Annotated in this window: 23 protein-coding genes and 2 tRNA genes; 7 read left to right on the top strand and 18 right to left on the bottom strand. The window is 69.4% G+C overall.

What is annotated here, in order from left to right; genetic code table 11:
* The first annotated feature begins 18 nt into the window (after window positions 1-18).
* The 3 genes from TU31_RS07920 to pknB all read left to right on the top strand — a co-directional run bounded on the left by TU31_RS07920 (window position 19) and on the right by pknB (window position 5,011).
* Complete coding sequence (locus TU31_RS07920) at window positions 19-1,404, top strand: FtsW/RodA/SpoVE family cell cycle protein (RefSeq protein WP_042151054.1); 1,386 nt, start codon at window positions 19-21, stop codon at window positions 1,402-1,404.
* Entirely contained in the window at window positions 1,401-2,870 is a 1,470-nt protein-coding gene (locus TU31_RS07915) for a peptidoglycan D,D-transpeptidase FtsI family protein (RefSeq protein ID WP_042151053.1), read from the top strand. Before TU31_RS07920 ends, TU31_RS07915 begins: the two co-directional genes overlap by 4 nt.
* 146 nt (window positions 2,871-3,016) lie before the next feature.
* Window positions 3,017-5,011, top strand: coding sequence for a Stk1 family PASTA domain-containing Ser/Thr kinase (pknB, locus tag TU31_RS07910; protein ID WP_042151051.1), 1,995 nt, complete (start codon window positions 3,017-3,019; stop codon window positions 5,009-5,011).
* Between the two features lie 177 nt (window positions 5,012-5,188).
* Here the strand turns inward: pknB and TU31_RS07905 are convergent, their stop codons facing one another.
* From TU31_RS07905 to TU31_RS07880, 6 genes are all read right to left on the bottom strand, one after another.
* Window positions 5,189-5,929, bottom strand: coding sequence for a class E sortase (locus TU31_RS07905; protein ID WP_042151048.1), 741 nt, complete (start codon window positions 5,927-5,929; stop codon window positions 5,189-5,191).
* A 25-nt stretch (window positions 5,930-5,954) separates the two neighbouring features.
* Window positions 5,955-7,412 (bottom strand): class E sortase, encoded by a 1,458-nt coding sequence (locus TU31_RS07900; protein ID WP_078885615.1) that lies wholly within the window; start codon window positions 7,410-7,412, stop codon window positions 5,955-5,957.
* Window positions 7,409-8,065 carry an aminodeoxychorismate/anthranilate synthase component II gene (locus TU31_RS07895; protein WP_042151047.1) on the bottom strand — a complete coding sequence of 219 codons (657 nt, stop codon included), beginning with the start codon at window positions 8,063-8,065 and terminating at the stop codon, window positions 7,409-7,411. Before TU31_RS07895 ends, TU31_RS07900 begins: the two co-directional genes overlap by 4 nt.
* Window positions 8,062-8,235 (bottom strand): hypothetical protein, encoded by a 174-nt coding sequence (locus tag TU31_RS39065; protein ID WP_018092075.1) that lies wholly within the window; start codon window positions 8,233-8,235, stop codon window positions 8,062-8,064. Before TU31_RS39065 ends, TU31_RS07895 begins: the two co-directional genes overlap by 4 nt.
* Window positions 8,236-8,316: 81 nt before the next feature.
* Entirely contained in the window at window positions 8,317-9,039 is a 723-nt protein-coding gene (locus TU31_RS07885; protein ID WP_042151044.1) for a class E sortase, read from the bottom strand.
* A 37-nt stretch (window positions 9,040-9,076) separates the two neighbouring features.
* On the bottom strand, window positions 9,077-9,847 hold the full coding sequence (locus TU31_RS07880; RefSeq protein WP_042151041.1) for a DUF881 domain-containing protein: 771 nt from the start codon (window positions 9,845-9,847) through the stop codon (window positions 9,077-9,079).
* A gap of 181 nt (window positions 9,848-10,028) precedes the next feature.
* Between TU31_RS07880 and crgA the strand changes: the two genes are divergently transcribed.
* Window positions 10,029-10,283: a cell division protein CrgA gene (gene crgA / locus TU31_RS07875; RefSeq protein ID WP_018092078.1), complete on the top strand. Its 255-nt coding sequence runs from the start codon at window positions 10,029-10,031 to the stop codon at window positions 10,281-10,283.
* Between the two features lie 235 nt (window positions 10,284-10,518).
* Here the strand turns inward: crgA and TU31_RS07870 are convergent, their stop codons facing one another.
* The gene (locus TU31_RS07870; protein ID WP_042151038.1) at window positions 10,519-11,436 is read right to left on the bottom strand and encodes a rhomboid family intramembrane serine protease; all 918 of its coding nucleotides are present in this window, start codon (window positions 11,434-11,436) and stop codon (window positions 10,519-10,521) included.
* A 150-nt stretch (window positions 11,437-11,586) separates the two neighbouring features.
* On the bottom strand, window positions 11,587-12,114 hold the full coding sequence (locus tag TU31_RS07865) for a peptidylprolyl isomerase (protein ID WP_042151035.1): 528 nt from the start codon (window positions 12,112-12,114) through the stop codon (window positions 11,587-11,589).
* A gap of 319 nt (window positions 12,115-12,433) precedes the next feature.
* On the opposite strand from TU31_RS07865, the gene TU31_RS07860 reads away from it, so the two are divergent.
* Window positions 12,434-13,144: a DUF5324 family protein gene (locus tag TU31_RS07860; RefSeq protein WP_042151032.1), complete on the top strand. Its 711-nt coding sequence runs from the start codon at window positions 12,434-12,436 to the stop codon at window positions 13,142-13,144.
* Between the two features lie 174 nt (window positions 13,145-13,318).
* Here TU31_RS07860 and TU31_RS07855 read toward each other — a convergent pair.
* Window positions 13,319-13,391, bottom strand: a tRNA-Ala gene (locus TU31_RS07855).
* Window positions 13,392-13,518: 127 nt separating this feature from the next.
* Between TU31_RS07855 and TU31_RS07850 the strand changes: the two genes are divergently transcribed.
* Together TU31_RS07850 and TU31_RS07845 are read left to right on the top strand one after the other, a co-directional pair.
* Window positions 13,519-14,067 (top strand): helix-turn-helix domain-containing protein, encoded by a 549-nt coding sequence (locus TU31_RS07850; RefSeq protein ID WP_042151031.1) that lies wholly within the window; start codon window positions 13,519-13,521, stop codon window positions 14,065-14,067.
* A 58-nt stretch (window positions 14,068-14,125) separates the two neighbouring features.
* Window positions 14,126-15,610: a serine/threonine protein kinase gene (locus TU31_RS07845; RefSeq protein WP_042151028.1), complete on the top strand. Its 1,485-nt coding sequence runs from the start codon at window positions 14,126-14,128 to the stop codon at window positions 15,608-15,610.
* Between the two features lie 54 nt (window positions 15,611-15,664).
* Here the strand turns inward: TU31_RS07845 and TU31_RS07840 are convergent, their stop codons facing one another.
* The 9 genes from TU31_RS07840 to recF form a co-directional block, all read right to left on the bottom strand.
* The gene (locus TU31_RS07840; protein WP_042151854.1) at window positions 15,665-17,086 is read right to left on the bottom strand and encodes a hypothetical protein; all 1,422 of its coding nucleotides are present in this window, start codon (window positions 17,084-17,086) and stop codon (window positions 15,665-15,667) included.
* Between the two features lie 10 nt (window positions 17,087-17,096).
* A complete protein-coding gene (locus TU31_RS07835; RefSeq protein ID WP_042151027.1) occupies window positions 17,097-17,498 on the bottom strand; it encodes a hypothetical protein in 402 nt (133 codons plus the stop codon).
* 356 nt (window positions 17,499-17,854) lie between these two features.
* On the bottom strand, window positions 17,855-17,989 hold the full coding sequence (locus TU31_RS39360) for a DLW-39 family protein (RefSeq protein WP_003958712.1): 135 nt from the start codon (window positions 17,987-17,989) through the stop codon (window positions 17,855-17,857).
* Between the two features lie 189 nt (window positions 17,990-18,178).
* Window positions 18,179-18,252, bottom strand: a tRNA-Ile gene (locus TU31_RS07830).
* Between the two features lie 88 nt (window positions 18,253-18,340).
* A complete protein-coding gene (locus TU31_RS07825; protein WP_042151024.1) occupies window positions 18,341-19,018 on the bottom strand; it encodes a DUF3566 domain-containing protein in 678 nt (225 codons plus the stop codon).
* 15 nt (window positions 19,019-19,033) lie between these two features.
* Window positions 19,034-21,655, bottom strand: coding sequence for a DNA gyrase subunit A (gene gyrA / locus TU31_RS07820; protein ID WP_042151021.1), 2,622 nt, complete (start codon window positions 21,653-21,655; stop codon window positions 19,034-19,036).
* 50 nt (window positions 21,656-21,705) lie between these two features.
* Window positions 21,706-23,760 carry a DNA topoisomerase (ATP-hydrolyzing) subunit B gene (gene gyrB, locus TU31_RS07815; RefSeq protein WP_042151019.1) on the bottom strand — a complete coding sequence of 685 codons (2,055 nt, stop codon included), beginning with the start codon at window positions 23,758-23,760 and terminating at the stop codon, window positions 21,706-21,708.
* A gap of 319 nt (window positions 23,761-24,079) precedes the next feature.
* Window positions 24,080-24,613, bottom strand: coding sequence for a DciA family protein (locus TU31_RS07810; protein WP_042151016.1), 534 nt, complete (start codon window positions 24,611-24,613; stop codon window positions 24,080-24,082).
* On the bottom strand, window positions 24,610-25,746 hold the full coding sequence (gene recF, locus TU31_RS07805) for a DNA replication/repair protein RecF (RefSeq protein ID WP_042151013.1): 1,137 nt from the start codon (window positions 25,744-25,746) through the stop codon (window positions 24,610-24,612). Before recF ends, TU31_RS07810 begins: the two co-directional genes overlap by 4 nt.
* Between the last annotated feature and the right edge of the window lie 33 nt (window positions 25,747-25,779).

Raw genomic sequence — 25,779 nt, 5'->3', positions numbered from 1 at the left:
TAGGGGGCCGTAGATCACATGAGCAGCAGCACCACCAACACCACCACCATCGGCACCATCGGAGCCCCGAGCCGCCGCAACACCGAGCTCGCGATGCTCGTGTTCGCGGTGCTGATTCCGGTGTTCGCATACGTCAACGTCGGTCTGGCGAAGGACGGTACGGTGCCGGCCGGTGTGCTGGGCTACAGCCTCGGGCTGGGCCTGCTGGCGGGCGTCGCGCATCTCGTCGTCCGCAAGTGGGCGCCGTACGCCGACCCGCTGATGCTGCCCATCTCCACCCTGCTCAACGGCCTGGGACTGATCTTCATCTGGCGGCTGGACCAGGAACCGTCGCTGGGCAAGGCGATGGCCCCCAACCAGCTGATGTGGTCGACGTTCGGCGTCGCGCTCTTCCTGGGCATCCTGATCTTCCTCAAGGATCACCGCGTCCTCCAGCGCTACACCTACATCTCGATGGTGGTCGCGCTGGTGCTGCTGGTCGCGCCGATGTTCTTCCCCGGAGTGAACGGCGCGAAGATCTGGATCACGATCCCGGGTCTCGGCTCGCTCCAGCCCGGTGAGTTCGCGAAGATCATCATCGCGATCTTCTTCGCCGGCTATCTGATGGTGAAGCGGGACGCGCTTGCCCTGGCCAGCCGCCGCTTCATGGGGCTCTACCTCCCCCGCGGCCGCGACCTCGGCCCGATCCTCGTCATCTGGGCGCTGAGCCTGATGATCCTGGTCTTCGAGACCGACCTCGGTACCTCGCTGCTGTTCTTCGGCCTGTTCGTCGTGATGCTGTACGTGGCGACCGAGCGGACCAGCTGGATCGTGTTCGGTCTGCTGCTCAGCGCGGGCGGCGCGGTCGCGGTGGCGACCTTCGAGTCGCACGTCCAGACGCGTGTCCACAACTGGCTCAACCCGCTGGAGCTGCTCGACGGCGGTGTCACCGAGACCGCCCAGGCCATGTACTCCTTCGGCTCCGGCGGCATCCTCGGCTCCGGACTGGGCCAGGGCTACTCCCGCCTCATCCTCGGTATCGCGCCGAAGAGTGACTACATCCTCGCCACGGTCGGCGAGGAGGTCGGGCTCGCCGGACTGATGGCCATCCTGCTGCTGTACGGCCTGCTGATCGAGCGCGGTATCCGTACGGCGCTGGCGGCCCGCGACCCGTTCGGCAAGCTGCTGTCGATCGGCCTGTCCGGTGCCTTCGCCCTTCAGGTCTTCGTCGTCGCCGGCGGTGTGACGGGCCTGATCCCGCTGACGGGTATGACGATGCCGTTCCTCGCCCAGGGTGGCTCGTCCGTGATCGCCAACTGGGCACTGGTCGCCATCCTGCTGCGGATCAGTGACACCGCGCGCCGCCCGGCGCCGGCCCCCGCCCCCTCCACCGACGCCGAGATGACCCAGGTGGTCCGTCCGTGAACAAGCCTCTGCGCCGGGTCGCGATCTTCTGCGGCCTGCTCGTCCTCGCCCTGCTGGTCCGCGTCAACTGGGTGCAGTTCGTCCAGGGTGACGAGCTCAAGAACGACCCGCACAACCGCCGGGTCGCCATCGAGCGCTACAGCACCCCGCGCGGCAACATCATCGTGGACGGCAAGGCCATCACCGGCTCCACGACCACCGACAGCGGCGACTTCAAGTACAAGCGGACGTACAAGAACGGCAAGATGTGGGCGCCGGTCACCGGCTACGCCTCGCAGGCCTTCGACGCCAACCAGCTCGAGAAGCTCAACGACGGCATTCTCAGCGGCACCGACGACAGGCTCTTCTTCAGCCGCACGGTCGACATGTTCACCGGCAGCAAGCAGAAGGGCGGCAACGTGGTGACCACCCTTGACGGCAAGGCCCAGAAGGCCGCCTTCGAGGGTCTCGGCCACCAGAAGGGCGCGGTCGCCGCGATCAACCCGGAGACCGGCGCGATCCTGGCCCTGGCCAGCACCCCGTCCTACGACCCCTCCACCTTCGCCGGGATGAGCAACAAGGACGCCGAGGCGTACCTCGCGCTCCAGAAGAAGAAGAACCCCGACGAGCCGATGCTCAACCGGGCGCTGCGCCAGACCTACCCGCCCGGCTCCACCTTCAAGGTCGTCACGGCCTCGGCCGCTCTGGAGAACGGTCTCTACGACGACGTCGACTCCAACACCCGGTCGCCGCTGCCCTACACGCTCCCCGACACCTCGGGCATCGAGCTGAAGAACGAGGGCAACATCCCCTGCAAGAACGCCACCCTCCGGGAAGCGCTGCGGGTGTCCTGCAACACCGTGTTCGGCAAGATCAGCGCCGACCTCGGCAACAAGAAGATGATGGACGAGGCGGAGAAGTTCGGCTTCAACAACCCGGAGATCTACACCCCGGTCCGCGCCTCGGAGAGCATCTTCCCCAAGGACAACCGGCCGCAGAACGCGATGGCGGGCATCGGCCAGGCCTCCAACCGGGCCACGCCGCTCCAGATGGCCATGGTCGCCTCGGCGGTCGCCAACGGCGGCAAGCTGATGAAGCCGTACATGGTCGACAAGCTGGTCGCGCCGAACCTCAATGTGGTCCAGCAGCACACTCCGCAGGAGATGAGCCAGCCGCTCAGCCCGGAGAACGCGCAGAAGGTCCAGAGCATCATGGAGACCGTGGTCAAGTCGGGTACGGGAACCAACGCCCAGATCCCGGGCGTCACCGTCGGCGGTAAGACCGGAACCGCACAGCACGGCGAGAACAACAAGGACAATCCGTACGCCTGGTTCATCTCCTACGCCAAGACCGACAAGGGCACCCCCGTCGCGGTGGCCGTCGTCATTGAGGGATCCGACACGCTCCGCGATGACATCGCCGGCGGCAAGCTCGCAGCTCCGGTGGCGAAGCGCGTCATGCAGGCGGTACTCGAAGGCGAGAAGTGACGCGGATCATGCCAATAGCGGTCACGTATCAGGTTGCGGCTCCGGCCCGGTCCGGTACGGCGTGGCGGGTACCGTATGCCCGGACAGCACACCGCCGGACCACACACCGGTGCGGTCGGGACTGACGGAGAGGGCTGGAGAAGCTTATGGAAGAGCCGCGTCGCCTCGGCGGCCGGTACGAGCTGGGCTCGGTGCTCGGCCGCGGTGGCATGGCCGAGGTGTACCTCGCGCATGACACCCGCCTGGGCCGCACCGTGGCTGTGAAGACGCTGCGGGTGGACCTCGCCCGTGACCCGTCCTTCCAGGCCCGGTTCCGCCGTGAGGCCCAGTCGGCCGCCTCGCTGAACCATCCGTCGATCGTCGCGGTCTACGACACCGGCGAGGACTACGTCGACGGTGTCTCGATCCCGTACATCGTCATGGAGTACGTCGACGGCTCCACGCTCCGTGAGCTGCTGCACTCCGGAAGAAAGCTGCTGCCCGAGCGCTCGCTGGAGATGACCACCGGCGTCCTCCAGGCTCTGGAGTACTCCCACCGGGCCGGCATCGTCCACCGCGACATCAAGCCGGCCAACGTCATGCTGACGCGCACCGGCCAGGTCAAGGTCATGGACTTCGGTATCGCCCGGGCCATGGGTGATGCCGGCATGACGATGACGCAGACCGCGGCGGTCATCGGTACGGCCCAGTACCTCTCGCCCGAGCAGGCCAAGGGCGAGCAGGTCGACGCCCGCTCCGACCTGTACTCCACCGGCTGTCTGCTCTACGAACTGCTCACGGTACGGCCGCCGTTCGTCGGTGACTCACCGGTCGCGGTGGCCTATCAGCATGTCCGCGAGGAGCCGCAGAAGCCGAGCAACTTCGACCCCGAGATCACGCCGGAGATGGACGCCATCGTCCTGAAGGCGCTGGTCAAGGACCCGGACTACCGCTATCAGTCGGCCGACGAGATGCGTGCCGACATCGAGGCGGCACTGGACGGCCAGCCGGTCGCGGCGGCCTCCGCGATGGGCGCGGGCGGCTACGACCAGGACCAGCCGACCACCATGCTGCGTCCGCAGGACCCGGCCGGCCAGACCTCCATGCTTCCGCCGATGAACCCGGACGACGGGGGCTACGGCTATGACGACCGCGGCGACCGCCGCCGCGGTGGCGGCCAGAAGAAGAGCAACACCTCGACGATCCTGCTGGTGATCGCGGCGGTCCTCGTCCTGATCGGTGCGATCTTCATCGGCAAGGCGATGTTCACCAAGACCAACGGCGGCGGCACGACACCGGTGCCCAGCCTCATCGGCAAGTCCTTCAAGGATGCCAAGGCGTCCGGCCGGAACGGCGGCTTCAAGGTCGCCGAGGCGGGCCGCAAGGCCTGCGACAACGTCAAGCGGGGCCAGGTCACCGAGCAGACCCCGAAGGCCGGCGGCGAGGTCGAGAAGGATGAGGCGGTCAAGGTCACGCTGTGCACCGGGGCCATCAAGGTGACCGTTCCGGACGTGGAGGACTTCTCGTACGAAAAGGCGGTCGAACGCCTCAAGCGCAAGGGCTTCACGAATGTCCGACCGGTCAAGAAGGAGTCCGACCGGAACCCGGGCACCGTGATCGCCCAGAATCCCAAGGCCCAGAGCGAGGCGGCCAAGAGCACGGAGATCGTCCTCACCGTTGCTCAGGAGTCCCCGAAGGCAAATGTCCCGCCCGTCACGGGCCAGGACTTCGAGGCGGCCAAGAAGCAGCTTGAGGACCTGGGCTTCGAGGTCAACAAGATCGAGCAGGACGTCACCGATCCGGCCCAGGTCGGCAAGGTGCAGAGCCAGAGCCCTGACGGAAACACCCCGGCCAAGCTCGGCTCCACCGTGACCCTCACGGTCGGCAAGGCGGGGGCGCAGACGCCGGTTCCGAGTGTCGTCGGCCAGACGGTGAAGGACGCGAAGAAGGCGCTCCAGCAGGCCGGCTTCACCAACATCCAGTTCGCCGGTGGCAGCTCGCCGGACGACAACGCCCGCGTGGCCGCCCAGGACCCGCAGCCGACGACACCGTCCGACCCCAAGACCACCACCGTGACGCTGACCACCATCGGCGGCGGCGGGGGCGGCAACGGCAACGGCGGCGATGACGGCGGCGGATTCATCGGCGGACCGTTCGGCTAGCAGCCCGGCCGCTTCGGCCCGGCAGACACGAAGCCCCGGCAGCCCTTCAGAGGGCGCCGGGGCTTTCTGTTCTGCGAAGGCGGGTCCGGAGGCGGGAGGGTCGGGGCCCCGCCGGGGAGTGCCGGGGCCCTACTGAGGAGCGCAGGCCCTCCTGGGAAGCTCCGCGGGCCGCGCGGCCTAGCGGAGTTCCTTCGGGGGCGTGCGGTCCGCGTCGACCTTCTCGGTCCGCTCCAGTTCGCCCCAGACGACATAGCGGTAGGTCGAGGTGTAGACCGGGGTGCAGGTCGTGAGGGTGATGTAGCGGCCCGCCTTGCGCTTGCCGGATTCCTTCGGGATGTCGTCGAGGACATCCACGTTGAACTTCGAGGTCTCCGGCAGGGTCGCGAAGACCTTGTAGACGTACCAGGTGTCCTTGGTCTCGAAGACGATCGGGTCGCCGTCCTTGAGCTTGTCGATGTTGTGGAACTTCGCGCCGTGGCCGTCGCGGTGCGCGGCGAGGGTGAAGTTGCCCTTCTTGTCCTTGGGCAGCCCCGACTTGACCGGCTTGGTGTAATAGCCGGCCACCCCCTCGTTGAGGATCTCGGAGTCGGTGCCCTTCTCGACCAGGACCTCGCCGTTGTTCATCGCCGGTACGTGCAGAAACCCGATGCCGTCCTTGGTGTCCAGCTCGCCCGGCCCCTTGGGCCCGTTGCTCGCCCAGTGCCGGCGCACCTGGTCGCCCTGCTTGTGCGCTTCGCGGTCGGCGAGGACGTTGGTCCACCACAAGGAGTAGGCGACGAACAGGCCCAGGATCAGCCCGACCGTGATCAGCAGCTCACCGATGACACTGACGATGGAGGCGAGGGCCCGGCGCACCCGGCGCGGCTTGAGTGGCGGCGCGGACCGGTCGCATGCCTCGTCGTTTCCGGTGGCAGTCACCGCGTAGCACCCCTCTTATGTTTGCTCAGCCGGCGAGCGCATCCGGTTTGCCCTTGCTCCGCGGCCGCTCGTCGACCATCTTGCCCCAGACGATCATCCGATAGGTACTGGTGAACTCCGGGGTGCAGGTCGTCAGGGTGATGTAGCGGCCGGGCCCGGTGAATCCCGAGCCGGGCGGCACCGGGCCGATCACGCTGGTGTTGCTCGGCGACGTCTGCGGGAGGATGCTCTCCATCTCGTAGGTGTAGTACGAGCTCTTCGTCTCGACGATGATCTTGTCGCCCTTGGTGAGCCGGTTGACGTAGCGGAACGGCTCGCCGTGCGTGTTGCGATGGGCCGCCACCGCGAAGTTGCCCTTCTTGTCCCAGGGCATCGCGGTCTTGATCCCGCTGTTCTTGTCGTAGTGACCGATCAGGCCGTGGTCCAGCACCTTGTGCTTGTCGATCCCCTCGGCTATCGGCGCCTTCACATCCAGCTTGGGGATATACATGATCCCGAAGCGCTCGCCGTCCGCGAGGTTCTTCTTCTCGCCGCCGCCCTTGTCCCATTCGTGCTGAAGGTTGTTGGCGGCGCCGCCCGCCTCCTGCTCGGCCAGCACATTCGTCCACCAGAGCTGATAGGTGACGAACAGCAGCATCAGCACGCCGAGGGTGATGAAGACCTCGCCCAGCGCGCGGCTGGCGATCAGGCTGGGGCTGTCCTTGGCGGCTCGTGCGGCCTGCCGGGCCTCCAGCCGGGACATGGGGGCGGAGGCCGGTTCGGAAGCGGAAGCAGCGGCCGCTGTAGCGGCGGCGGAGCCAGTGTGGCGTCCGCGCCTGCCGCCCCGCTTGGCGGCCTCCTGCGCGGCCTTGCGCCGGGCCGCTCGGCCCCCGGGCGCCGGGGTCCCTGTCGCGGTTTCACGTGAAACCGTCGTGCCTGTTTCACGTGAAACGCTGTCCCCGTCAGGCTTCTCCGCCTGCCGCAGCGCCATGGTCTCGTCGTCCTGCCGCGAGGCGGGGGCAGCGGCCCCGGCCGGAGTGGGGCTCACGGCCGGAGTCGGGCTCACCCGCGGAGCGGGGGCCGGGGACGCCGGTGCCTCCGGGGCGGCTTCGCGCCGGGATATCGACTCGGCGGTGGCGGGTCGGGGGACGTAGCCGGCGCCGTACGCCTGGCCGTAGGCGGCCGTCTGAGGGCCGTACGCCTGCGGATCCGGCCGGGACGGCTCTTCGGGTTCCAGATGCGGGCGGAACCACGGTGAGCCCTGCCTCCCGCCCTCCTGAGCGGGTTTGCCCCGCCGGCGGCCACGACCCGGCTGTCCGTACGGGCCGGGCGCGGGTGCCGGGGGCGTCTGGCCGGGCAGCGGATCGGTCAGCGGGTCGGCCAGCCGCTCCACTGCCGCCTCGAACGGATCGGGCTGCCGGTACGGGTCCTGCGGAGTGGAGGACCGGTCCGGCTCGTTCGGCTCGTAGGATCTCCCTTCACGTTCCGGGCGCAGGGCGGTCACCCGCCTGCCTTGCCGACCACCGGGGCCAGCCCCGTCGAGCGCTCCACCGCCCCCTTGTCACCGCATTCGACGAGCCAGTTGGCGAGCATCCGGTGCCCCCACTCCGTCAGTACCGACTCGGGGTGGAACTGGACGCCCTCGACCCGGAGTTCGCGGTGCCGCAGGCCCATGACGATCCGTCCCCCGGGTACGCCTTCGGCTTCCGTCCAAGAGGTGACGATCAGTTCGTCGGGGACGGTGTCCGGCTCGACCGCGAGGGAGTGATAGCGGGTGGCGGTGAAGGGGGACGGCAGCCCGGAGAAGACGCCGACGTCCTCGTGGTGGACCAGCGAGGTCTTGCCGTGCAGCAGCTCGGGGGCGCGGTCCACCACGCCGCCGTACGCGACCGCCATCGACTGCATGCCCAGGCAGACGCCGAAGACCGGGACGCCGGTGTCCGCGCAGTGCCGGACCATGTCGACGCAGACGCCGGCCTGCTCGGGTGTGCCGGGGCCGGGCGACAGCAGCACCCCGTCGAAGCCGTCCTGGGCGTGCCGCGTCGCGACCTCGTCGTTGCGCAGCACCTCACATTCGGCGCCGAGTTGGTAGAGGTACTGGACGAGGTTGAAGACGAAGCTGTCGTAGTTGTCGACGACGAGAATCCGTGCGGTCATCGGGCGGCCATCCCTTCATCGACAGTGACGTCATTGAAGGGGAGCAGCGGCTCCGCCCACGGAAAGACGTACTGGAAAAGCACGAAGACGACCGCCAGCACGAGCACCAGGGAAATCAGCGCTTTCACCCATGTGTTGCCCGGCAGATGCCGCCAGATCCAGCCGTACATGCTGTCGCTGTCCCCTTGCCGATGCCGATGACGATGTCGATTGCGACACCAGAGTAAGGGGCGAGGGCGGGCCCAGGTGGGTCAGCCGGTCAAAGCCGATGGCCTTCCCTGTGCCACGGGTTGGGTGGAATCCAGGTGTGCCCAGGCGATCAGCCGGTGGCTGTGGCCCCATTCCGGCTCGCAGGTGGTCAGCGTGAGATAGCGTCCGGGGCCGTTGAAGCCGGACTTCCGCGGGACGGGGTCGATCACCCCGATGTCGCCGGGCAGCGTCGTGTAGGGCCGGTTGTCGATGCGGTAGGTGAACCAGGTCGTGCCGTCGGTCAGCACCACCGCGTCGCCGGGGCGCAGCCGCGGGAAGTCCTTGAAGGGGTCGCCGTAGGTCCGGCGGTGGCCGGCGACGGAGAAGTTGCCGATCTCGCCGAGACGGGCGGTGCGGGCGTAATGGCCGAGGCCACGCTTGAGGACGTCGGTCGCGGTGCCTTCCAGGACGGGCTTGGTCCAGTCGGCGCCCAGGCGCGGGATGTACATGACGGCGAACGAGGTGGCCGGGGTGTAGCGGCGGGGCCGCTCGGCCGGAGTGGCGTCGTCATCGGGGGCCGGTGTGCGGTCGGGGGCGGTGCCCCGGCCCGTCGACCACTGGTGCCGGAGCCTGCCGATCTCGCCGTCCATGGCGCTGTCGGCCCGTACGCCGGTCCAGAAGAGGAGGTAGGCCACGAAGAGCACGATCAGTGCGCCGGCGGTCACACAGATCTCGCTGAGCGTCCGCACGATCCACCGCACCGTCGTCCGGCTCCGCAGCGTCATCCGGCCCCGCCCCTCCCCGGCGCCCGCGGCGTGCGGGCTACGGCTTCACAGGCTGTGCGTAGTGGAGATCCACTGTGCCGGAGTAGCCGGGAAGAGTCACCGCCTCGTGCTGGTCGACTTTCCAGCCCAGGCCGTAGGCGTTCACGTACTGGAGGTAGTTCTGGATGGCGGGGGACGCGGTCAGCGCGTTGGTGAGGGCCTCGCGGTTGCCGACGGCGGTGACCTTGTACGGCGGGGAGTAGACCCGGCCCTGGAGGATCAGGGTGTTGCCGACGCAGCGCACCGCGCTGGTGGAGATCAGCCGCTGGTCCATGACCTTGATGCCCTTGGCGCCGCCGTGCCACAGGGCGTTCACCACGGCCTGGAGATCCTGCTGGTGGATGACCAGGTCGTTGGGCTGCGGCTCGGGCAACCCGGGGATCTTGGCGGTGGCGTTGGGCGGGGCGTCGGTGAGCGTGACCGTCACGCCCTGCCCCTTCACCGGCTTGGTGCCGGCGTTCTTCTCCAGCGCCTTGAGCTTGGCCTCCTCGGCCCGGGAGCTGCCGTTGTCGCGCTGCGCGAGCGCGTCGACCTCTTCCCGCAGGGTGGCGTTGCGGTCGTCCTGGGCGCCGTTCTTGTGGCTGCGTTCCTGGATGAGGTCGGACAGCCGCAGCATCGAGTCGTCCGAGCGGAGATTCGTGCCCCGTGCGGTGTCGAAGCTCAGCCAGAACAACAGCCCGGCGAGCGCGAACACGACCAGGGTGAGGAGCCGTACGGGCCGCAGGCGGGAACGGGTGGGGCGGTCGGGGGAGTCAGCGGAATTGCTCAACGTACCCTTACTCCTTACGACGCCACGGAAGCACTACGCTAACGGACGCCCGGGAAAGGAATCCGCTCCCCACCGCGTCCGCGCCCTGGCGTACACCTCGTACCTCCCCCGCGGATGGGGGCACCGCCCGCTCGAGCGACCAGGAGAGCGGGGGAGCAGCGCATCGACAGGAGAGTTCCTCGTGCCGAAGTCACGGATCCGCAAGAAGGACGACTTCACGCCGCCGCCGGCGAAGACCACCAACCTGAAGATGAGCTCAGGCCGTGGTTGGGTGGCGCCGCTGATGTTGGCGATGTTCCTGATCGGGCTGGTGTGGATCGTGATGTTCTACGTCTCCGAGGGCGATCTGCCGATCGCGGCCATGGGCAACTGGAACATCGTGTGCGGCTTCGGCTTCATCGCGGTGGGCTTCGGCGTATCCACCCAGTGGAAGTAGCGCAAGCCCTGCCCAAGGCCATCCACACGGTTATCCACAGCCGGGGAAAACTTCAGAAGATCTGTGGATAACCCTCCGGAGGTTGACGCCGGTGTGATCGGCGGCACCCTCCGCCGGGCTGCGGCTCCCCCGTTCCTTGCTGGGGAAACGCAGCCCGAAGCGGAGCGGAAGGAAACTTCCGCACAGCATGCACAAGATCGGCCACGCACTGTGGACAACGTGCCGGGACGGACTCTCAGCCCACCAGCTGAAGAGTCCGTACCCACACCACCGCGGTGATCGCCAGGAACACCACCGCGCAGGTCGCGGCGTGCACCAGCGTCCGGCGGTCGCGCGGCGCATGCACCATCCCGAACGCCACCACGGCGCCCACCACCAGGCCCCCGACATGAGCCTGCCAGGCGATGTTCGGCCACAGGAACGTGAAGGCCAGGTTGATGCCGAGCAGGATCAGCACCGGCTTCATGTCGTAATTCAGCCGCCGCAGGAGTACGGCCGTGGCACCGAGCAGCCCGAAGATCGCGCCGGAGGCGCCCAGCGAGGGCTGGCCCGGCGCGGCGAGGAGATACGACAGGGCGCTGCCACCCAGGCCGGCGAGCAGATAGAGCGCGATGAACCGCAGCCGGCCGAGCGCCGCCTCCAGCGGCGGACCCAGCCACCACAGCGAGAGCATGTTGAACGCGAAGTGCGCGATCTGCTGGTGCAGGAACATCGCGGTCAGCAGGCGGTACCACTCGCCCTCGGCGACACCGATGAGCTGATACCGGCTCGGGTCGGCGGCGAGCCCGAGCAGATCGAGCCGGTTGACCAGCGGGCTCAGGTCACCGCCCGTCGCCAGCACGGCGACGAACACGGCGGCGTTGAGGCCCAGCAGGATCTTGGTGATCAGCCGCGGATCGGCCGCGATCGTGCCGCCCGCGATCGTGCGCGGCGCGGCGGCCTGCGGTGCGTGGCCGGTGCCGCCACCGCCCCGCACACACTCCGGGCACTGGAAGCCGACCGAGGCACTGACCATGCACTCGGGGCATATGGGCCGGTCACAGCGGGTGCAGCGGATGCCGGTGGGGCGATCGGGGTGGCGGTGGCAGCCCGGCAGGCCATCGTCATCCCGCGCGTCCTGCGGCTCCTTCGGGCTGCCTGGCACCTGGTCCATCCGTCCCCTCGTCCTCTCCGTCCGGGCGCGTCAGCGCTTCGCCTTCTCCGCCCGGCCTCCGGCCCCGTGGACGAGCGTCGCGCCCCGCCTGATGTACGACCGGGCGGGGCGCAATGGTTCCCCGGATCCGTCCGGGGCCGGCGACGCGGGTCAGCGGGTCTCGACTGCCACCGACTCGATCACGACGTCCTGGAGCGGACGGTCGGTGCGCGGGTTGGTCTGGGTGGCGGCGATGGCGTCGACGACCTTCTTGCTCGCCTCGTTGCTGACTTCACCGAAGATGGTGTGCTTGCCGGTCAGCCACGCGGTGGCCCCGACGGTGATGAAGAACTGCGAGCCGTTGGTGCCCGGCCCGGCGTTGGCCATGGCCAGCAGGTACGGCTTGTTGAAGGCCAGGTCGGGGTGGAACTCGTCCCCGAACTCGTAGCCGGGGCCGCCGGTGCCGTTGCCCAGCGGGTCGCCGCCCTGGATCATGAAGCCGCTGATCACCCGGTGGAAGACGGTGCCGTCGTAGAGCCGGTCCGTGGACTTCTTGCCGGTCGCCGGGTGCGTCCACTCCCGCTCACCCTTGGCGAGCTCGACGAAGTTCTTGACCGTCTTCGGTGCATGGTTCGGCAGGAGCCGAATCTCGATGTCGCCCTGGTTCGTCTTCAGGGTGGCGTAGAGCTGCTCAGCCACGTTCTACCTTCCATAAGTCTTCACTGACGGTTCCTGATCCTCGCATGGACCGGCCCGCCGAAGGCCTCCGCGCGCCCTGTGCGCGCCGTCCTGCGCGCACCTCTTGCCGGTTTTCGTGCGTATTTCCAGCGCCGGGAGCGGCGAATCGTGGCATTGTCGTCAACAAGACTCCGGAAGGTCCGCAATGACCCGGATGCCCGCTCGCACATGCCAGACCACGCATGAGCGGGCATGATCTTCAAACGGGTGGACAGGCGACAGAGAAGACACGGGGGACCAACCCCCAAGCCCCGGACACGCCACCGAGGAGGAGGATCCCGTGACCCGCAAGAAAAGCGTGCGCGCCGCGACCGATACGGCCAAGGACAGCGTGCGGCACGCCGCGGAGGTGGTGGCTCCGTATGCCGGTACGGCCAAGGAAGCCGCCGTGCACTTCGCTCACGAGGCCCGCACACGAGCGGCCCCCAAGGTGGCCGAGGCCGCTCATCAGGCACGTGCGCAGTACGACGCGCATCTGCACCCGCGTATCGAGCACGCCCGGGGCACGCTGCCGCCCAAGGTGGATGCCGCGGCGACCCGGGCTGCCTGCCGGACCCGTAAGGCGGCCCGCCAGGCTGCCGACTACACGGCACCGCGGCTGGAGCACGCGGTGACCCACGCCCGTGCCGCGGCCGAGCCGGTTCGCGAGGAGGCGGTCGCCCGCGGTACCGCCGCGCTCGCCGCGCTGCGCGGCCAGGTGACGGCCGCCGAGATCGCCAAGCTCCAGAAGAAGCACAGCCGCCGGGCCAAGTGCGGCAAGCTCGCCAAGCGCCTCACCGTGCTGGGCATCCTGGCCGGCGGGGCGATCGCCGCCTGGAAGTGGTGGGACAAGCAGGCCAACCCGGACTGGCTGGTCGAGCCGCCGGCTCCCACCGAGGTCAGCGACCGCGGCCGGCTGAGCGCGGTCGACGGCAGCGAGGGCGCCGCGCTGGACCCCGACGTCCAGGCCAAGCAGGCCGAGGCCGATGAACGCCGCGGCGGCACGGCCTGACACCGGAGCACCGGACACCTCACCGGGCCGGGCCCGTCACCCCAGCGAGGGCGGCGGGCCCGGCCCGGTCGCGTAGGTGGGAAGGGCGCCGGCCTGGAGCGCGGCCAACTCTCCGTCAGAACCAGAAAAGCCTTCCTGACCAGCGATTTCGCCGATCGGGAAGGCTTTGAGGAGTGGAGCCTAGGGGAGTCGAACCCCTGACATCTGCCATGCAAAGACAGCGCTCTACCAACTGAGCTAAGGCCCCTTCGCGGACCAGGGTACCCGGTGTCCGACCGCTTTCCCGACCGGGTATCGCCGCACACCGTTGCTCTCCGTAGGATGCTTCGCGAGATTCGCGGCAGCGAAGCGATCGGGGAGACAGGGGAGACGGTATGGACTCAGCACAGCAGGAAGCCACCGCGCGGGCCCGGGAGCTCCAGCGCAGTTGGTACGGGGAGCCTCTGGGTGCGCTGTTCCGCCGTCTCATCGACGATCTCGGCCTGAACCAGGCCCGGCTGGCCGCTGTGCTGGGCCTCTCCGCCCCGATGCTGTCCCAGCTGATGAGCGGGCAGCGCGCGAAGATAGGCAACCCGGCCGTGGTGCAGCGGGTGCAGGCGCTGCAAGACCTGGCCGGACAGGTCGCCGACGGCAGCGTCAGCGCCGCCGAGGCCACCGACCGCATGGAGGAGATCAAGAAGACGGCGGGCGGCTCGGTGCTGAACAACACCGCGCAGCAGACGTCGTCGACGGGGGCGACCACGGTGCGGCGCGTGGTGCGGGAGATCCAGTCGCTGCTGCGGTCGGTGGCCGACGCCGGGGACATCATCGATGCGGCGAACACCCTCGCCCCGGCTCACCCCGAACTGGCAGAGTTCCTCCGGGTCTACGGTGCCGGTCGCACCGCGGACGCGGTCGCCCATTACGAGGCGCACCAGAGTTAGAGGCGCACCAGAGTCAGCCGCAGGGGACGTCGCGAATTCGGAAAGCGGACGGGGCGCAATGGGTGAGGTCTTCGCCGGTCGGTATGAGCTGATCGACCCGATCGGACGGGGTGGGGTGGGCGCGGTCTGGCGCGCCTGGGACGCCCGGCGCCGCCGCTACGTCGCCGCCAAGGTGCTGCAACAGAGCGACGCGCACACCCTGCTGCGCTTCGTCCGCGAACAGGCACTGCGGATCGACCATCCGCATGTGCTGGCCCCGGCGAGCTGGGCCGCGGACGACGACAAGGTGCTGTTCACCATGGATCTGGTGAACGGCGGCTCGCTGGCGCATCTGATCGGGGATTACGGCCCGTTGTCGCCGCGGTTCGTGTGCACGCTCCTGGATCAGCTGCTGGCCGGGCTGACCGCGGTGCACGCGGAAGGGGTGGTGCACCGCGACATCAAGCCGGCGAACGTGCTGTTGGAGGCCACCGGCACCGGGCGGCCGCATCTGCGGCTGTCCGACTTCGGCATCGCGATGCGCAAGGGCGAGCCACGGCTCACCGAGGCCAACTACGTGGTGGGAACCCCCGGTTACTTCGCTCCCGAGCAACTGCTGGGCGCCGAGCCGGACTTCCCCGCGGACCTGTTCGCGGTCGGCCTGGTCGCGCTCTATCTGATCACCGGCACCAAGCCGGACGCCGAGGCGATGAGCCGGCACTTCACCCAGCACGGCATCCCGAACGCGCCCGAGGGCGTCCCGGAGCCGCTGTGGCAGGTGCTGGCCTCTCTGGTGCACCCGGATCCGGAGGCGCGGTTCAAGACGGCCACCGGGGCGCGGAAGGCGATTCTCTCGGCGGTCGAGCTCCTGCCGGACGTGACGATCGAGGAAGAGATCGTCGAGGTCTTCGATCACATAGGGCCGCTGCCGGCCGGCTTCGGGCCGGACGGGCCGCTGCGCCCCCGTGGCCCGGCGGGACCCGCGACGGCCGGCGCCACCACGGGCACCGGGGCCCGCGGACAGGTCTCCATGTCGGACACCGGCAGCTTCCAGCTCGCCCCGCCCGAGCCGAGCGCCCCGCCGACCCCGGCCCCCACGCCCACCCCGATGCCGGGGGCCACGCCGGGCAGCCCGTACACGGGCCACGGCAGCACACCCACCGGTCACGGCGACACCCCCTCGGGTCATGGCGGCACCTTCACGGGCCACGGCGACGCCGTCACCGGCCACGGCGGTACGCCCACCGGCAATGGCGTCCCGGCCGGGCCGCCCGCGTCGTCCGGCGTGCCGCCGCTCCCGACACCGGCGCCGCCCCCGCCGCCGGCGCCCGCGTACGAGCCGACGGCCGCCGTCCCCCCGGAACGGTCCGCGACCCGCCCCTACACGGCGGGCCCGCTGCCGGTCCCGGGACAGCCCCCGGCGGGCACCGCCGTCACCGTGCCGTCCCCGGCACACCCCGTCCCGTACAGAAAGCCGGGTCCGCCCGCGAAGGTCGCGGTTCCGGTGCTGATCGTGGCGTTGCTGTGCATCGCGGTCGGCGTCTGGGCCCTGATCGCCGCCTGACGCACCGCCACGGCGCCGGTGGGGCCGAGGTGCACCCTGCCCCTCGGGACGCCGCTACCAGCCCTGTGGGGGCCCGAACCGGGTGTTCTGTGGCGCCTGTTGGGTCGAGTCCGTCGACTGTCCCGGCAGCGTGGGCCGGCTGCCCGGCCCGCCCGCGGCAGCCGGTCCGGCCGACGGGCCCGCCGCACCGGCCGCGGACCGCCGGGCCACCAGCGTCCACGCGCCCAGTCCCAGCAGCAGCACCACACCGGTGCCGATCCCCGCGTAGGCGACCGTCATCAAGGTGCCGCTCTTCGCCGCCTCCTGGGCGGTCTGGCCCTTCTGCGCCGTCTCCTGGTCCTCGGGCGTGACGGAGAAGACGCCGGCCGGCCCCGCGTAGCCGGGCCCGGCCTTGGCGGTGCCCCGGACATCCACCCGGAGGGTGAGCTCCGCGCCCTTGGGGAAGTACTGCGTGGCATCGGGGTGCAGGCTCACCGCGAGGTAGTACCAGCCCGCGAACCGCATCGCGTTGACCGAGCCGGTGGAGTCGAAGCGGTTGCCGTAGTCGACCGGCGCGGTGAACTCCTTGGCGGCGGCCGGCTTCCCGGTGTACGAGACGAAGCTGGGGTCGCCGACCGCACCGCGCGCCGGGTTGTAGACGGCCAGCCCGAGCACCCTGGCGAGGAAGGCGGAGGACCGGGCCGACGTCGCGTTCGGCAGCTCGGCGCTCAGGTTGAGCCGCTGTCCCCAGTCCACCGGTACGCGGTAGAAGCGCGTCTCGCCCGGCCTGATCCGGTCCTTCCAGACCCCCGGGGCGACCGAGCCCGCGTCATTGAAGCCGGTGCCGCCCCTGGCACGACGCTTGGTGGCGTCCGTACGCGGTGCCGGTGTTTCGGTGCTCCAGGTGCCCTGGCCGGGCTTGGCGGGGGTACTGCCCTCCAGCCGGGGCTCGTTGAGGTAGTTGATCTCCAGCGGCCAGGTGTCGGGGCCGGAGGTCTTCGATCCCTCGCGGGTGATCACGAGGTAGTACGGGCCGGCCTTCTGGCACTCCGTACGGTCGGCGCCGATGCGGCGGGTGACGTAGTCGGCGATCGGGTACGCCATGCCGCCGCCGTTGAAGGACGGCCGTGCCTCCGAGCCGCAGGTCGTGCCGTTGCTGTCCTGGACGCTCAGGGTCAGCTTGTCGCCGTAGTCCGTGACCTTGGTGCCGGGCGTGGGCGCCGCGACGGCCGAGAAGTACGCATTGGTCCTGGCGTCCAGATTGACGGCGTACCACTTCTGCTCGCCGCGCTTGATGGCGTCGGTGTGCAGACCGGGCTTGAGCGACGGCGCGTCCGTGGACTTGGGGCTGCCCGCGATCTTCGTGGCGCCCTCCGCCATGCGGTAGTGGGGAACGTCGTCGGCGGAGGCCACGCCCACCGCCCCCGGCAGGATCGGCACCGCGGCGAGCGCCGCCAACACGGCTATGCCTCTGTACGTCGTGCGCCCCGTCACCACGAGCCACCCCTCATCGGATCCGAATTCCCGCCGCCGCCACACGTCCTGTGGGCCATCCTCCACCGCCACCCGGCGTTTCGTCCGCCGAGGAGCCCGAATCGCCCCGGGAGGCATCGGCCGCGACCACGGCGGCCCTGTCCTGCGGGCCGCTCTTCTCCTTGCCCGGCACCGCAATTCGCCCCTGGGTGCCGCCGAAGGACGTAGGGGCGCCGTAGCCCCGGACCTGCGGCTCGTTGGCGAACTCCACGTCGCAGCACAGCTGCTGGCCCCAGCCGGCCGACTGCGCGGGCGTGACGCCCTTCTTCAGCGGATGTTCCACGTGAAACGTCAGCTCCATCGGCCACCGAGCGGCGTCCGAGCGCTTGCCGGCCTCGGCGATGCACTCCAGCTGCGCGCGAGCCGTGCCCGCCACCGGGAAACCGATGGCATGGCCGGTGTGGCGGCGGTGGCCTGAAGCGATGGGGCGGTCAGGGCCGGCACAAGCCCCCGAGCAACGCCACCACCCCCGGCGTGGCCGTCGCGCCATACCCTGTTCCCCCTTGTGTCCTGCTGGTCACACCACAGTCAGAAGATTTGCTATTGCAAGCCAATGGTGTGCTATAGCAAAGACAAGGGGATCGCCGTCACGGTGCGACAACGAGAATCAGCCACTCCGGCACCGCCGCTGCCCCGGGGCAGCAGAGCACCCCGCCCGCCCCCGGACGCACGAAACCCCGACCGCCCGGAGGCAATCGGGGTCCGTACGAACCTGCTGTGCGTGGAGGGGTCTCAGACACCCGAACCTGCGGGCACGGAGTCGGTCGCCTCCGTCCACAGATCCTGCTCGGCGCGATCCGCCTGGATCTGGCGGTACACGAGGAGCCCGCCGATGGCGGCCAGTGCGACCAGGAGAAGCTTCTTCACCGCGCGACCTCGTCTTTCGTTGACGTAGGGGACCTATGTCGGCCGATGATACACACCGACCGATACCGATCGGTTACCTAGCCCGCGGTCGGCAACACCTCTTCCGAGGCACGCACCACGAGCCAACTTCCGCCTCCGTACAACGAATCGGCCCGGCCGGGGAGTTCCCCGGCCGGGCCGATTGTGCAGTGCGGCTACCAGGACTTGAACCTGGGGCCTCTTCCTTATCAGGGAAGCGCTCTAACCGTCTGAGCTATAGCCGCGCGTTCGCTGCACCGAAAGATTAGCGCACTTCAGAGGCGTTCCCAAAATCGGTTCACGGAGCCTCCCGAACGCCCTCCCACGAGGGACTCACTCGTCCTCGGCGAGGGTGAGCTCCACGCCCCCGACGAACCCGGCCGAGAGGTTGTAGATGAAGGCACCGAGCGTGGCCAGGGCCGTCGCCAGCACCACGTCGATCACCGCGATGATCGAGGTGAACAGCAGCGCCCGCGGCAGCGACAGGAACGACTGGAGATCGAAGCCGCCGCCGTCACCGGAGCCGGTGGCCTCGCTGACCGTCGCGCCGACCGTGGAGAAGACGCCCATCGCGTTCATGACCATCCACAGCACGGCGACGGCCACGACCGTGCAGATGCCCAGCGCGATGGAGAGCAGAAAGCTGACCTTCATCACCGACCACGGATCGGCGCGGGCCACCCGCAGCCGGGCCTTGCGGGTCCGCGGGGCCGTGGTGGCGCCCGTACGGGGCCGGCGCACCGCCTGCCCGCCACTCTGTCCGCCCTCGGTGGGATACGCCTGAGGCGGCTGGTACGGCTGCTGTGCGCCGCTCCCGGCCGTCCCCTGGGGCTGCGGCTGCGGCTGGCGGGCATCGGTCACGGGTTCCCCTTGATGTGAGCCCTCGTCCCGGGGGGCGGTGTCGGAAACGGCGGAGCCACGGGCGCTGTCCTCCGTCACGGTCGCGGGTCCGGACGAGGAGTCCTTCTCGGCTCCCGTTCCACCCGCCGCAGCGCCCGTGGCTCCACTCACGATCTACTCCTCGTGTTACTCCGCCGCGGGCTGCTCGCCCTCGGTCTCTGCGGGAACGGCCCCGTCCGCCGCGGTCTCGTCGGGCTCGCCGCCCCCGTCGACCTCTTCGGCTTCCCGGCCGGCCTCGGCGTTCCATGCGATGCCGACGACGGCATCACGCTTGCCCAGGTTGATCAGTTGGACGCCCATGGTGTCACGGCCCGTTTCCCGCACCTCGTTGACCCGCGTACGGATCACGCCACCCCCGAGCGTCACCGCGAGGATCTCATCCGTCTCCTCGACGACCAGCGCGCCGACCAGCGAACCCCGGTCCTCGACGATCTTGGCGGCCTTGATGCCCAGACCGCCGCGGCCCTGGACGCGGTACTCGTCGACCGCGGTGCGCTTGGCGTAGCCGCCGTCCGTGGCGGTGAAGACGTAGGTGTTGGCGCGGACCACGTTCATGGAGAGCAGCTCGTCGCCCTCGCGGAAGCTCATGCCCTTCACACCGGAGGTGGCCCGGCCCATCGGCCGGAGCGCCTCGTCGGTCGCCGTGAAGCGGATCGACTGGGCCTTCTTGCTGATCAGCAGCAGATCGTCGTTCTCCGACACCAGCTCGGCGCCGATCAGCTCGTCGTCCGTGCCGTCCTCCTGCTCGCGCAGGTTGATCGCGATGACACCGCCGGACCGCGGCGAGTCGTAGTCCTTGAGCGGCGTCTTCTTCACCAGGCCGGCCTTGGTGGCGAGCACCAGATACGGCATGGCCTCGTAGTCGCGGATCGCCAGGATCTGCGCGATCTGCTCGTCGGGCTGGAAGGCGAGGAGATTGGCCACATGCTGACCCCGCGCGTCCCGTCCCGCGTCGGGGAGTTCGTACGCCTTGGCGCGGTAGACCCGGCCCTTGTTCGTGAAGAACAGCAGCCAGTGGTGGGTCGTCGAGACGAAGAAGTGGTCGACGATGTCGTCTTCCTTGAGCTTGGTGCCCCGGACGCCCTTGCCGCCGCGCTTCTGCGAGCGGTAGTCGTCGGTCTTCGTCCGCTTCACATAGCCGCCACGGGTGATCGTGACGACGATGTCCTCCTCGGCGATCAGGTCCTCGATGGACATGTCGCCCTCGAAGGGCACCAGCTTGCTGCGCCGGTCGTCGCCGAACTTCTCGACGATCGCGGCGAGTTCCTCGCTGATGATCTGGCGCTGCCGCTCCGGGGAGGCCAGGATCGCGTTGTACTCGTTGATCTTGCGCTGGAGCTCGTCGTGCTCGGCGGTGATCTTCTGGCGCTCCAGGGCGGCCAGCCGGCGCAGCTGCATCTCCAGGATCGCGTTCGCCTGGATCTCGTCGATCTCCAGCAGGCCCATCAGGCCCTCGCGCGCGACCTCGACCGTCTCACTGCGCCGGATCAGCGCGATGACCTCGTCGATGGCGTCCAGCGCCTTGAGCAGACCACGCAGGATGTGCGCCCGCTCCTCGGCCTTGCGCAGGCGGAACTTCGTCCGGCGGACGATGACCTCGACCTGGTGCGTCACCCAGTTGCGGATGAAGGCGTCCAGCGAGAGCGTGCGCGGCACCCCGTCGACCAGCGCGAGCATGTTCGCGCCGAAGTTGGTCTGCAGGTCGGTGTGCTTGTAGAGGTTGTTGAGGACGACCTTGGCGACCGCGTCCCGCTTGAGGACGATGACCAGACGCTGGCCCGTACGGGAGGAGGTCTCGTCGCGGACGTCCGCGATGCCGCCGACCTTGCCGTCCTTGACCAGGTCGGCGATCTTCTGCGCGAGGTTGTCCGGGTTGACCTGGTACGGGAGCTCGGTGACCACCAGGCACTGGCGGTTCTGGATCTCCTCGACCTCGACCACCGCGCGCATCGTGATCGAGCCGCGGCCGGTGCGGTAGGCCTCCTCGATGCCCTTGCGGCCCACCACCAGCGCACCGGTGGGGAAGTCCGGGCCCTTGATCCGCTCGATCAGCGCGTCCAGCAGCTCCTCGGAGGAGGCCTCCGGGTGCTCCAGCGCCCACTGGGCACCGGCCGCGACCTCGCGCAGGTTGTGCGGCGGGATGTTGGTGGCCATACCGACCGCGATACCGGCCGACCCGTTGATCAGCAGGTTCGGGAAGCGCGCCGGCAGGACCGTCGGCTCCTGGTTACGGCCGTCGTAGTTGTCCTGGAAGTCGACGGTCTCCTCGTCGATGTCCCGGAGCATCTCCATCGACAGCGGCGCCATCTTGCACTCGGTGTACCGCATGGCGGCCGCCGGGTCGTTGCCCGGGGAGCCGAAGTTGCCGTTGGAGTCGACCAGCGGCATCCGCATCGACCAGGGCTGCGCCAGGCGCACCAGGGCGTCGTAGATCGAGGAGTCGCCGTGCGGGTGGTACGTACCCATGACGTCGCCGACGACGCGGGCGCACTTGTAGAAGCCCTTCTCGGGGCGGTAGCCGCCGTCGTACATCGCGTACAGGACGCGACGGTGGACGGGCTTGAGGCCGTCCCGGACGTCCGGGAGCGCACGCGAGACGATGACGGACATCGCGTAGTCGAGGTAGGAGCGCTGCATCTCCGTTTCGAGCCCGACGGGCTCGACGCGCATCCCGACGCCTTCGATGGCGGGGGCGGCGCCCTCGGCGGTCACGCCGTCCGGGGTCACAGGGGGGTTCTCGTCGGCCATGGTGGTTCAAAGTCCTTTCGAGCTGCGGCTGTTGTACGGGCCGACAGGGCTCAGATGTCGAGGAAGCGGACGTCCTTGGCGTTGCGCTGGATGAACGAGCGGCGCGCCTCGACGTCCTCGCCCATCAGCACGGAGAACAGGTCGTCCGCGCGGGCCGCGTCGTCCAGGGAGACCTGGCCGAGGACACGGTGATCGGTGTCCATGGTCGTCACCCGCAGCTCCTCGGCGTTCATCTCACCGAGACCCTTGAACCGCTGGACCGAGTCGTCCTTGATCCGCTTGCCGTTCTGCTTGCCGAGCTCGATCAGCGCGTCCCGCTCCGGGTCGGAGTAGGCGTACTCGAAGTCGTCCCGGCCCCACTTGATCTTGTACAGCGGCGGGCGGGAGAGGTACACATGCCCGGCCTCGACCAGCGGCCGCATGAAGCGGAAGAGGAAGGTGAGCAGCAGGGTGTTGATGTGCTGACCGTCGACGTCGGCGTCCGCCATCAGGATGATCTTGTGATAGCGGAGCTTCTCGATGTCGAAGTCCTCGTGCACGCCCGTGCCGAACGCCGAGATCAGCGCCTGGACCTCGTTGTTCTGGAGGATCTTGTCGACCCGGGCCTTCTCGACGTTGAGGATCTTGCCTCGGATCGGGAGGATCGCCTGGTACTCCGGGTTACGGCCGGACTTGGCCGAGCCGCCGGCGGAGTCACCCTCGACGATGAAGATCTCGCACTTCTCGGGGTCGTTGGACTGGCAGTCGCTCAGCTTGCCGGGCAGCGACGCCGTCTCCAGCAGCCCCTTGCGGCGGGTCAGATCGCGCGCCTTACGGGCCGCCACGCGCGCGGTGGCCGCCTGGATGCCCTTGCGGATGATGTCCGCAGCCTCGTTGGGGTTGCGGTCCAGCCAGTCGTTGAGGTGCTCGTGGACCACCTTCTGGACGAAGGTCTTCACCTCGGTGTTGCCCAGCTTGGTCTTGGTCTGCCCCTCGAACTGCGGCTCGGCGAGCTTGACCGAGATGATCGCCGTCAGACCCTCGCGGATGTCCTCACCCGTGAGGTTGTCGTCCTTCTCGCGCAGCAGCTTCTTGTCGCGCGCATAGCGGTTGATCAGGCCGGTCAGCGCGGCGCGGAAGCCCTCCTCGTGGGTACCGCCCTCATGGGTGTGGATGATGTTCGCGAAGCTGTAGACACCCTCGCTGTACTGGGTGTTCCACTGCATCGCGAGGTCGACGGAGAGGCTGCGCTCCTTGTCCTCGGCCTCCACCGAGACCACCGTCGGGTGCACCAGCTCGCCCTTGCGGGAGTTGAGGTACTTCACGAAGTCGACGATGCCGCCCTCGTAGTGGTACCGCACCGAGAGCGGCTTGCCGTCCTCGTCCACGTGGTCCGGGCGCTCGTCCTTGAGCGAGATGGTCAGCCCCTTGTTGAGGAACGCCATCTCCTGGAAGCGCCGCGACAGCGTCTCGAAGCTGTACGTGGTGGTCTCGAAGATCTCGCCGTCGGCCCAGAAGGTGACCGAGGTGCCGGACTCCTCGGTGGCCTCGTGCTGGGCCAGCGGGGCGGTCGGCACGCCCTGCTTGTACTCCTGGGTCCAGCGGTAGCCGTCCGTGCGGATCTCCACCGCCACCCGCTGCGACAGGGCGTTCACGACGGACACACCCACGCCGTGCAGACCACCGGAGACCGCGTACCCGCCGCCGCCGAACTTGCCGCCGGCGTGCAGCACGGTCAGCACGACCTCGACGGCCGGCTTGTTCTCGGACGGCACGATGCCGACGGGGATACCCCGGCCGTTGTCGACGACGCGCACACCGCCGTCGGCCAGGATCGTCACGTCGATGGTGTCGGCGTGACCGGCCAGCGCCTCGTCGACGGAGTTGTCGACGACCTCCTGCACGAGGTGGTGCAGACCGCGCTCACCGGTGGAGCCGATGTACATGCCGGGACGCTTGCGGACCGCGTCCAGGCCCTCGAGGACGGTGATCGCGCTGGCGTCGTACGACTTCTCCACCGCGGAGTCGCCCGTCGGGCCGACAGGAACCCCCTCTTCAGTAGAAGCCGTGTTGTTCTCGTTGAGGTCGCCGGAGTCGGCCACGAAGCGCCCTTTCTGGCACAGCACAAGCCCTTCCGCGCCTGTGCGGGTCACCCCAGGAGGACAGGCGGGAGCGGCTGCGTCGTTCGACATGTTCCGCGAGTGGGCGGGATTGCTACCAGTGTACCGGTGGCGCCGACACTCATGGGGGTTTGCAGGTACCTGAGTCGTCATGTGCCGCCCTGAACTGGCGTCCGCCGACTCCCCATATCCGAGACGGGGCCTCAGGACGCTCACACGGGCACTCAGCGCTTCGGACTGTCAACCGGCGGCTACGGTGAGCGGAGTCTCATCCGCCTCACCCGTATACAGGCGTCTTGCGCAGGTCACCCATGGGGCCGGGGGCTCAGCCGTAGGTGTCGCCGGGGCCCTTGCTGCCCGGGGCGCGCAACGATCCGTAGCGCCGTGCAGGACCCCCCGGGCCCAGCACCTTGATCACCTTTACGGTGCCGTGGCCCAGGTCCTCGTTGAGACGGGCCACCAGCGTCGGGGCCAGCAGCCGCAGCTGCGTCGCCCACGCCGTCGAATCGCACTGGACCGTCAGCACCCGGGCGTCCTCGTCGTACTTCTGCGGCTCGCAGTGCTGCGCCACCTCGGGCCCGACCAGCTGCGGCCAGCGCCCCATCACCCCGCCGACCGCGGCCGGGGTCTCCCAGCCGCGTTCCGTGATCAGCCGGTTGATCGCCGCACCGAGCGGCAGCGGATCGCGGCCGTCCGCGCGCGCCCCCGAGCGCAGTCCGCCGCGCCTGGCCTGCTTCTTCTGCTGCGCGGCCGCGCCCCGCGCCCGCGCCTGCTCCTTGGCGGCCACCAGCGCCTGACGGGCCAGATCCACCCCGGAGAGCTCCGGGGCCTTGGGCCGCTCGGGCTGCTCCTCGCTCACGGGGTCACCTTCTCCACGGCGCCGTCGGACACCGCGTAGCGCGCCCCGGCCAGGATGCCCGGCACATCGTCGTCCACCGCGGCCGTCACCAGCACCTGCTCGCCCGGGGCCACCAGCTCCGCCAGCCGCTCACGACGGCGCGCGTCCAGCTCGGCGAAGACGTCGTCCAGGACGAGCACCGGCTCATTGCCCTCCGCCCGCAGCAGGTCGTACGAGGCCAGCCGCAGCGCCAGCGCGTACGACCAGGACTCGCCATGGCTGGCGTAGCCCTTCGCCGGGAGCTGCCCCAGCTTGAGCACCAGATCGTCGCGGTGCGGGCCGACCAGCGTCACCCCGCGCTCGATCTCTCCCTTACGGGCCTCGCCGAGCGCCGCCAGCAGCACGCCGTACAGGTCCTCGCGGGTGGTGGCGTCGGCCATCGCCTCGCCCGCCGAACCGCGGTACTCCAGCGCCAGCGGCCCGCCGCCCGGCGCCAGCTGGTCATAGGCCTTGTCCGCGAGCGGCCGCAGCGCGGCGATCAGATCGAGCCGCTGCGCCAGCAGTTCGGCGCCCGCGCGGGCCAGATGCTGGTCCCATACGTCGAGGGTGGACAGATCCATCTGCCGGCCGCCGTGCCGCCGCGCCAACGCGGCGGTTTTCAACAGGGTGTTGCGCTGCTTGAGGACCCGGTCGTAGTCCGAGCGCACCCCGGCCATCCGCGGCGAGCGCGCGGTGATCAGCTCGTCCAGGAACCGCCGGCGCTCCCCCGGATCGCCCTTGACCAGCGCCAGGTCCTCCGGCGCGAACAGCACCGTCCGGACGATGCCCAGTACATCCCGCGGCCTGACCTGCGAAGACCTATTGATCCTGGCGCGGTTCGCCTTGCCCGGGTTGAGCTCCAGCTCGATCAGCTGCTGCCGCTCGCCCTGGACGACCGCGGCCCGGACGATGGCCCGTTCGGCGCCCATCCGCACCAGCGGGGCATCCGAGGAGACCCGGTGGCTGCCGAGCGTGGCGAGGTAGCCGACCGCCTCGACCAGGTTGGTCTTGCCCTGCCCGTTGGGGCCCACGAACGCCGTGACGCCCGGATCGAGCGGCACCTCGACCCGGGCGTACGAGCGGAAGTCGGCGAGGGACAGATGCGATACGTGCATGGCTGGGCGCCGACCTCCCCCGGCTGCTGCTTA

The organism is Streptomyces lydicamycinicus (assembly GCF_000829715.2).
Lineage (GTDB): Bacteria > Actinomycetota > Actinomycetes > Streptomycetales > Streptomycetaceae > Streptomyces > Streptomyces lydicamycinicus.
Note: the sequence above shows the minus strand (reverse complement) of the source record. Positions and strands in the feature narration are given on the sequence as shown.

Bases quoted from the DNA above. Each gene is read 5' to 3' on its own strand.
- TU31_RS07885 (WP_042151044.1), bottom strand. From the start codon at position 9,039: ATGACGCTGCGGAGCCGGACGACGGTGCGGTGGATCGTGCGGACGCTC.
- TU31_RS07850 (WP_042151031.1), top strand. From the start codon at position 13,519: ATGGACTCAGCACAGCAGGAAGCCACCGCGCGGGCCCGGGAGCTCCAG.
- TU31_RS07920 (WP_042151054.1), top strand. From the start codon at position 19: ATGAGCAGCAGCACCACCAACACCACCACCATCGGCACCATCGGAGCC.
- recF (WP_042151013.1), bottom strand. From the start codon at position 25,746: ATGCACGTATCGCATCTGTCCCTCGCCGACTTCCGCTCGTACGCCCGG.
- pknB (WP_042151051.1), top strand. From the start codon at position 3,017: ATGGAAGAGCCGCGTCGCCTCGGCGGCCGGTACGAGCTGGGCTCGGTG.
- gyrA (WP_042151021.1), bottom strand. From the start codon at position 21,655: ATGGCCGACGAGAACCCCCCTGTGACCCCGGACGGCGTGACCGCCGAG.
- TU31_RS07895 (WP_042151047.1), bottom strand. From the start codon at position 8,065: ATGACCGCACGGATTCTCGTCGTCGACAACTACGACAGCTTCGTCTTC.
- TU31_RS39065 (WP_018092075.1), bottom strand. From the start codon at position 8,235: ATGTACGGCTGGATCTGGCGGCATCTGCCGGGCAACACATGGGTGAAA.
- TU31_RS07845 (WP_042151028.1), top strand. From the start codon at position 14,126: ATGGGTGAGGTCTTCGCCGGTCGGTATGAGCTGATCGACCCGATCGGA.
- TU31_RS07870 (WP_042151038.1), bottom strand. From the start codon at position 11,436: ATGGACCAGGTGCCAGGCAGCCCGAAGGAGCCGCAGGACGCGCGGGAT.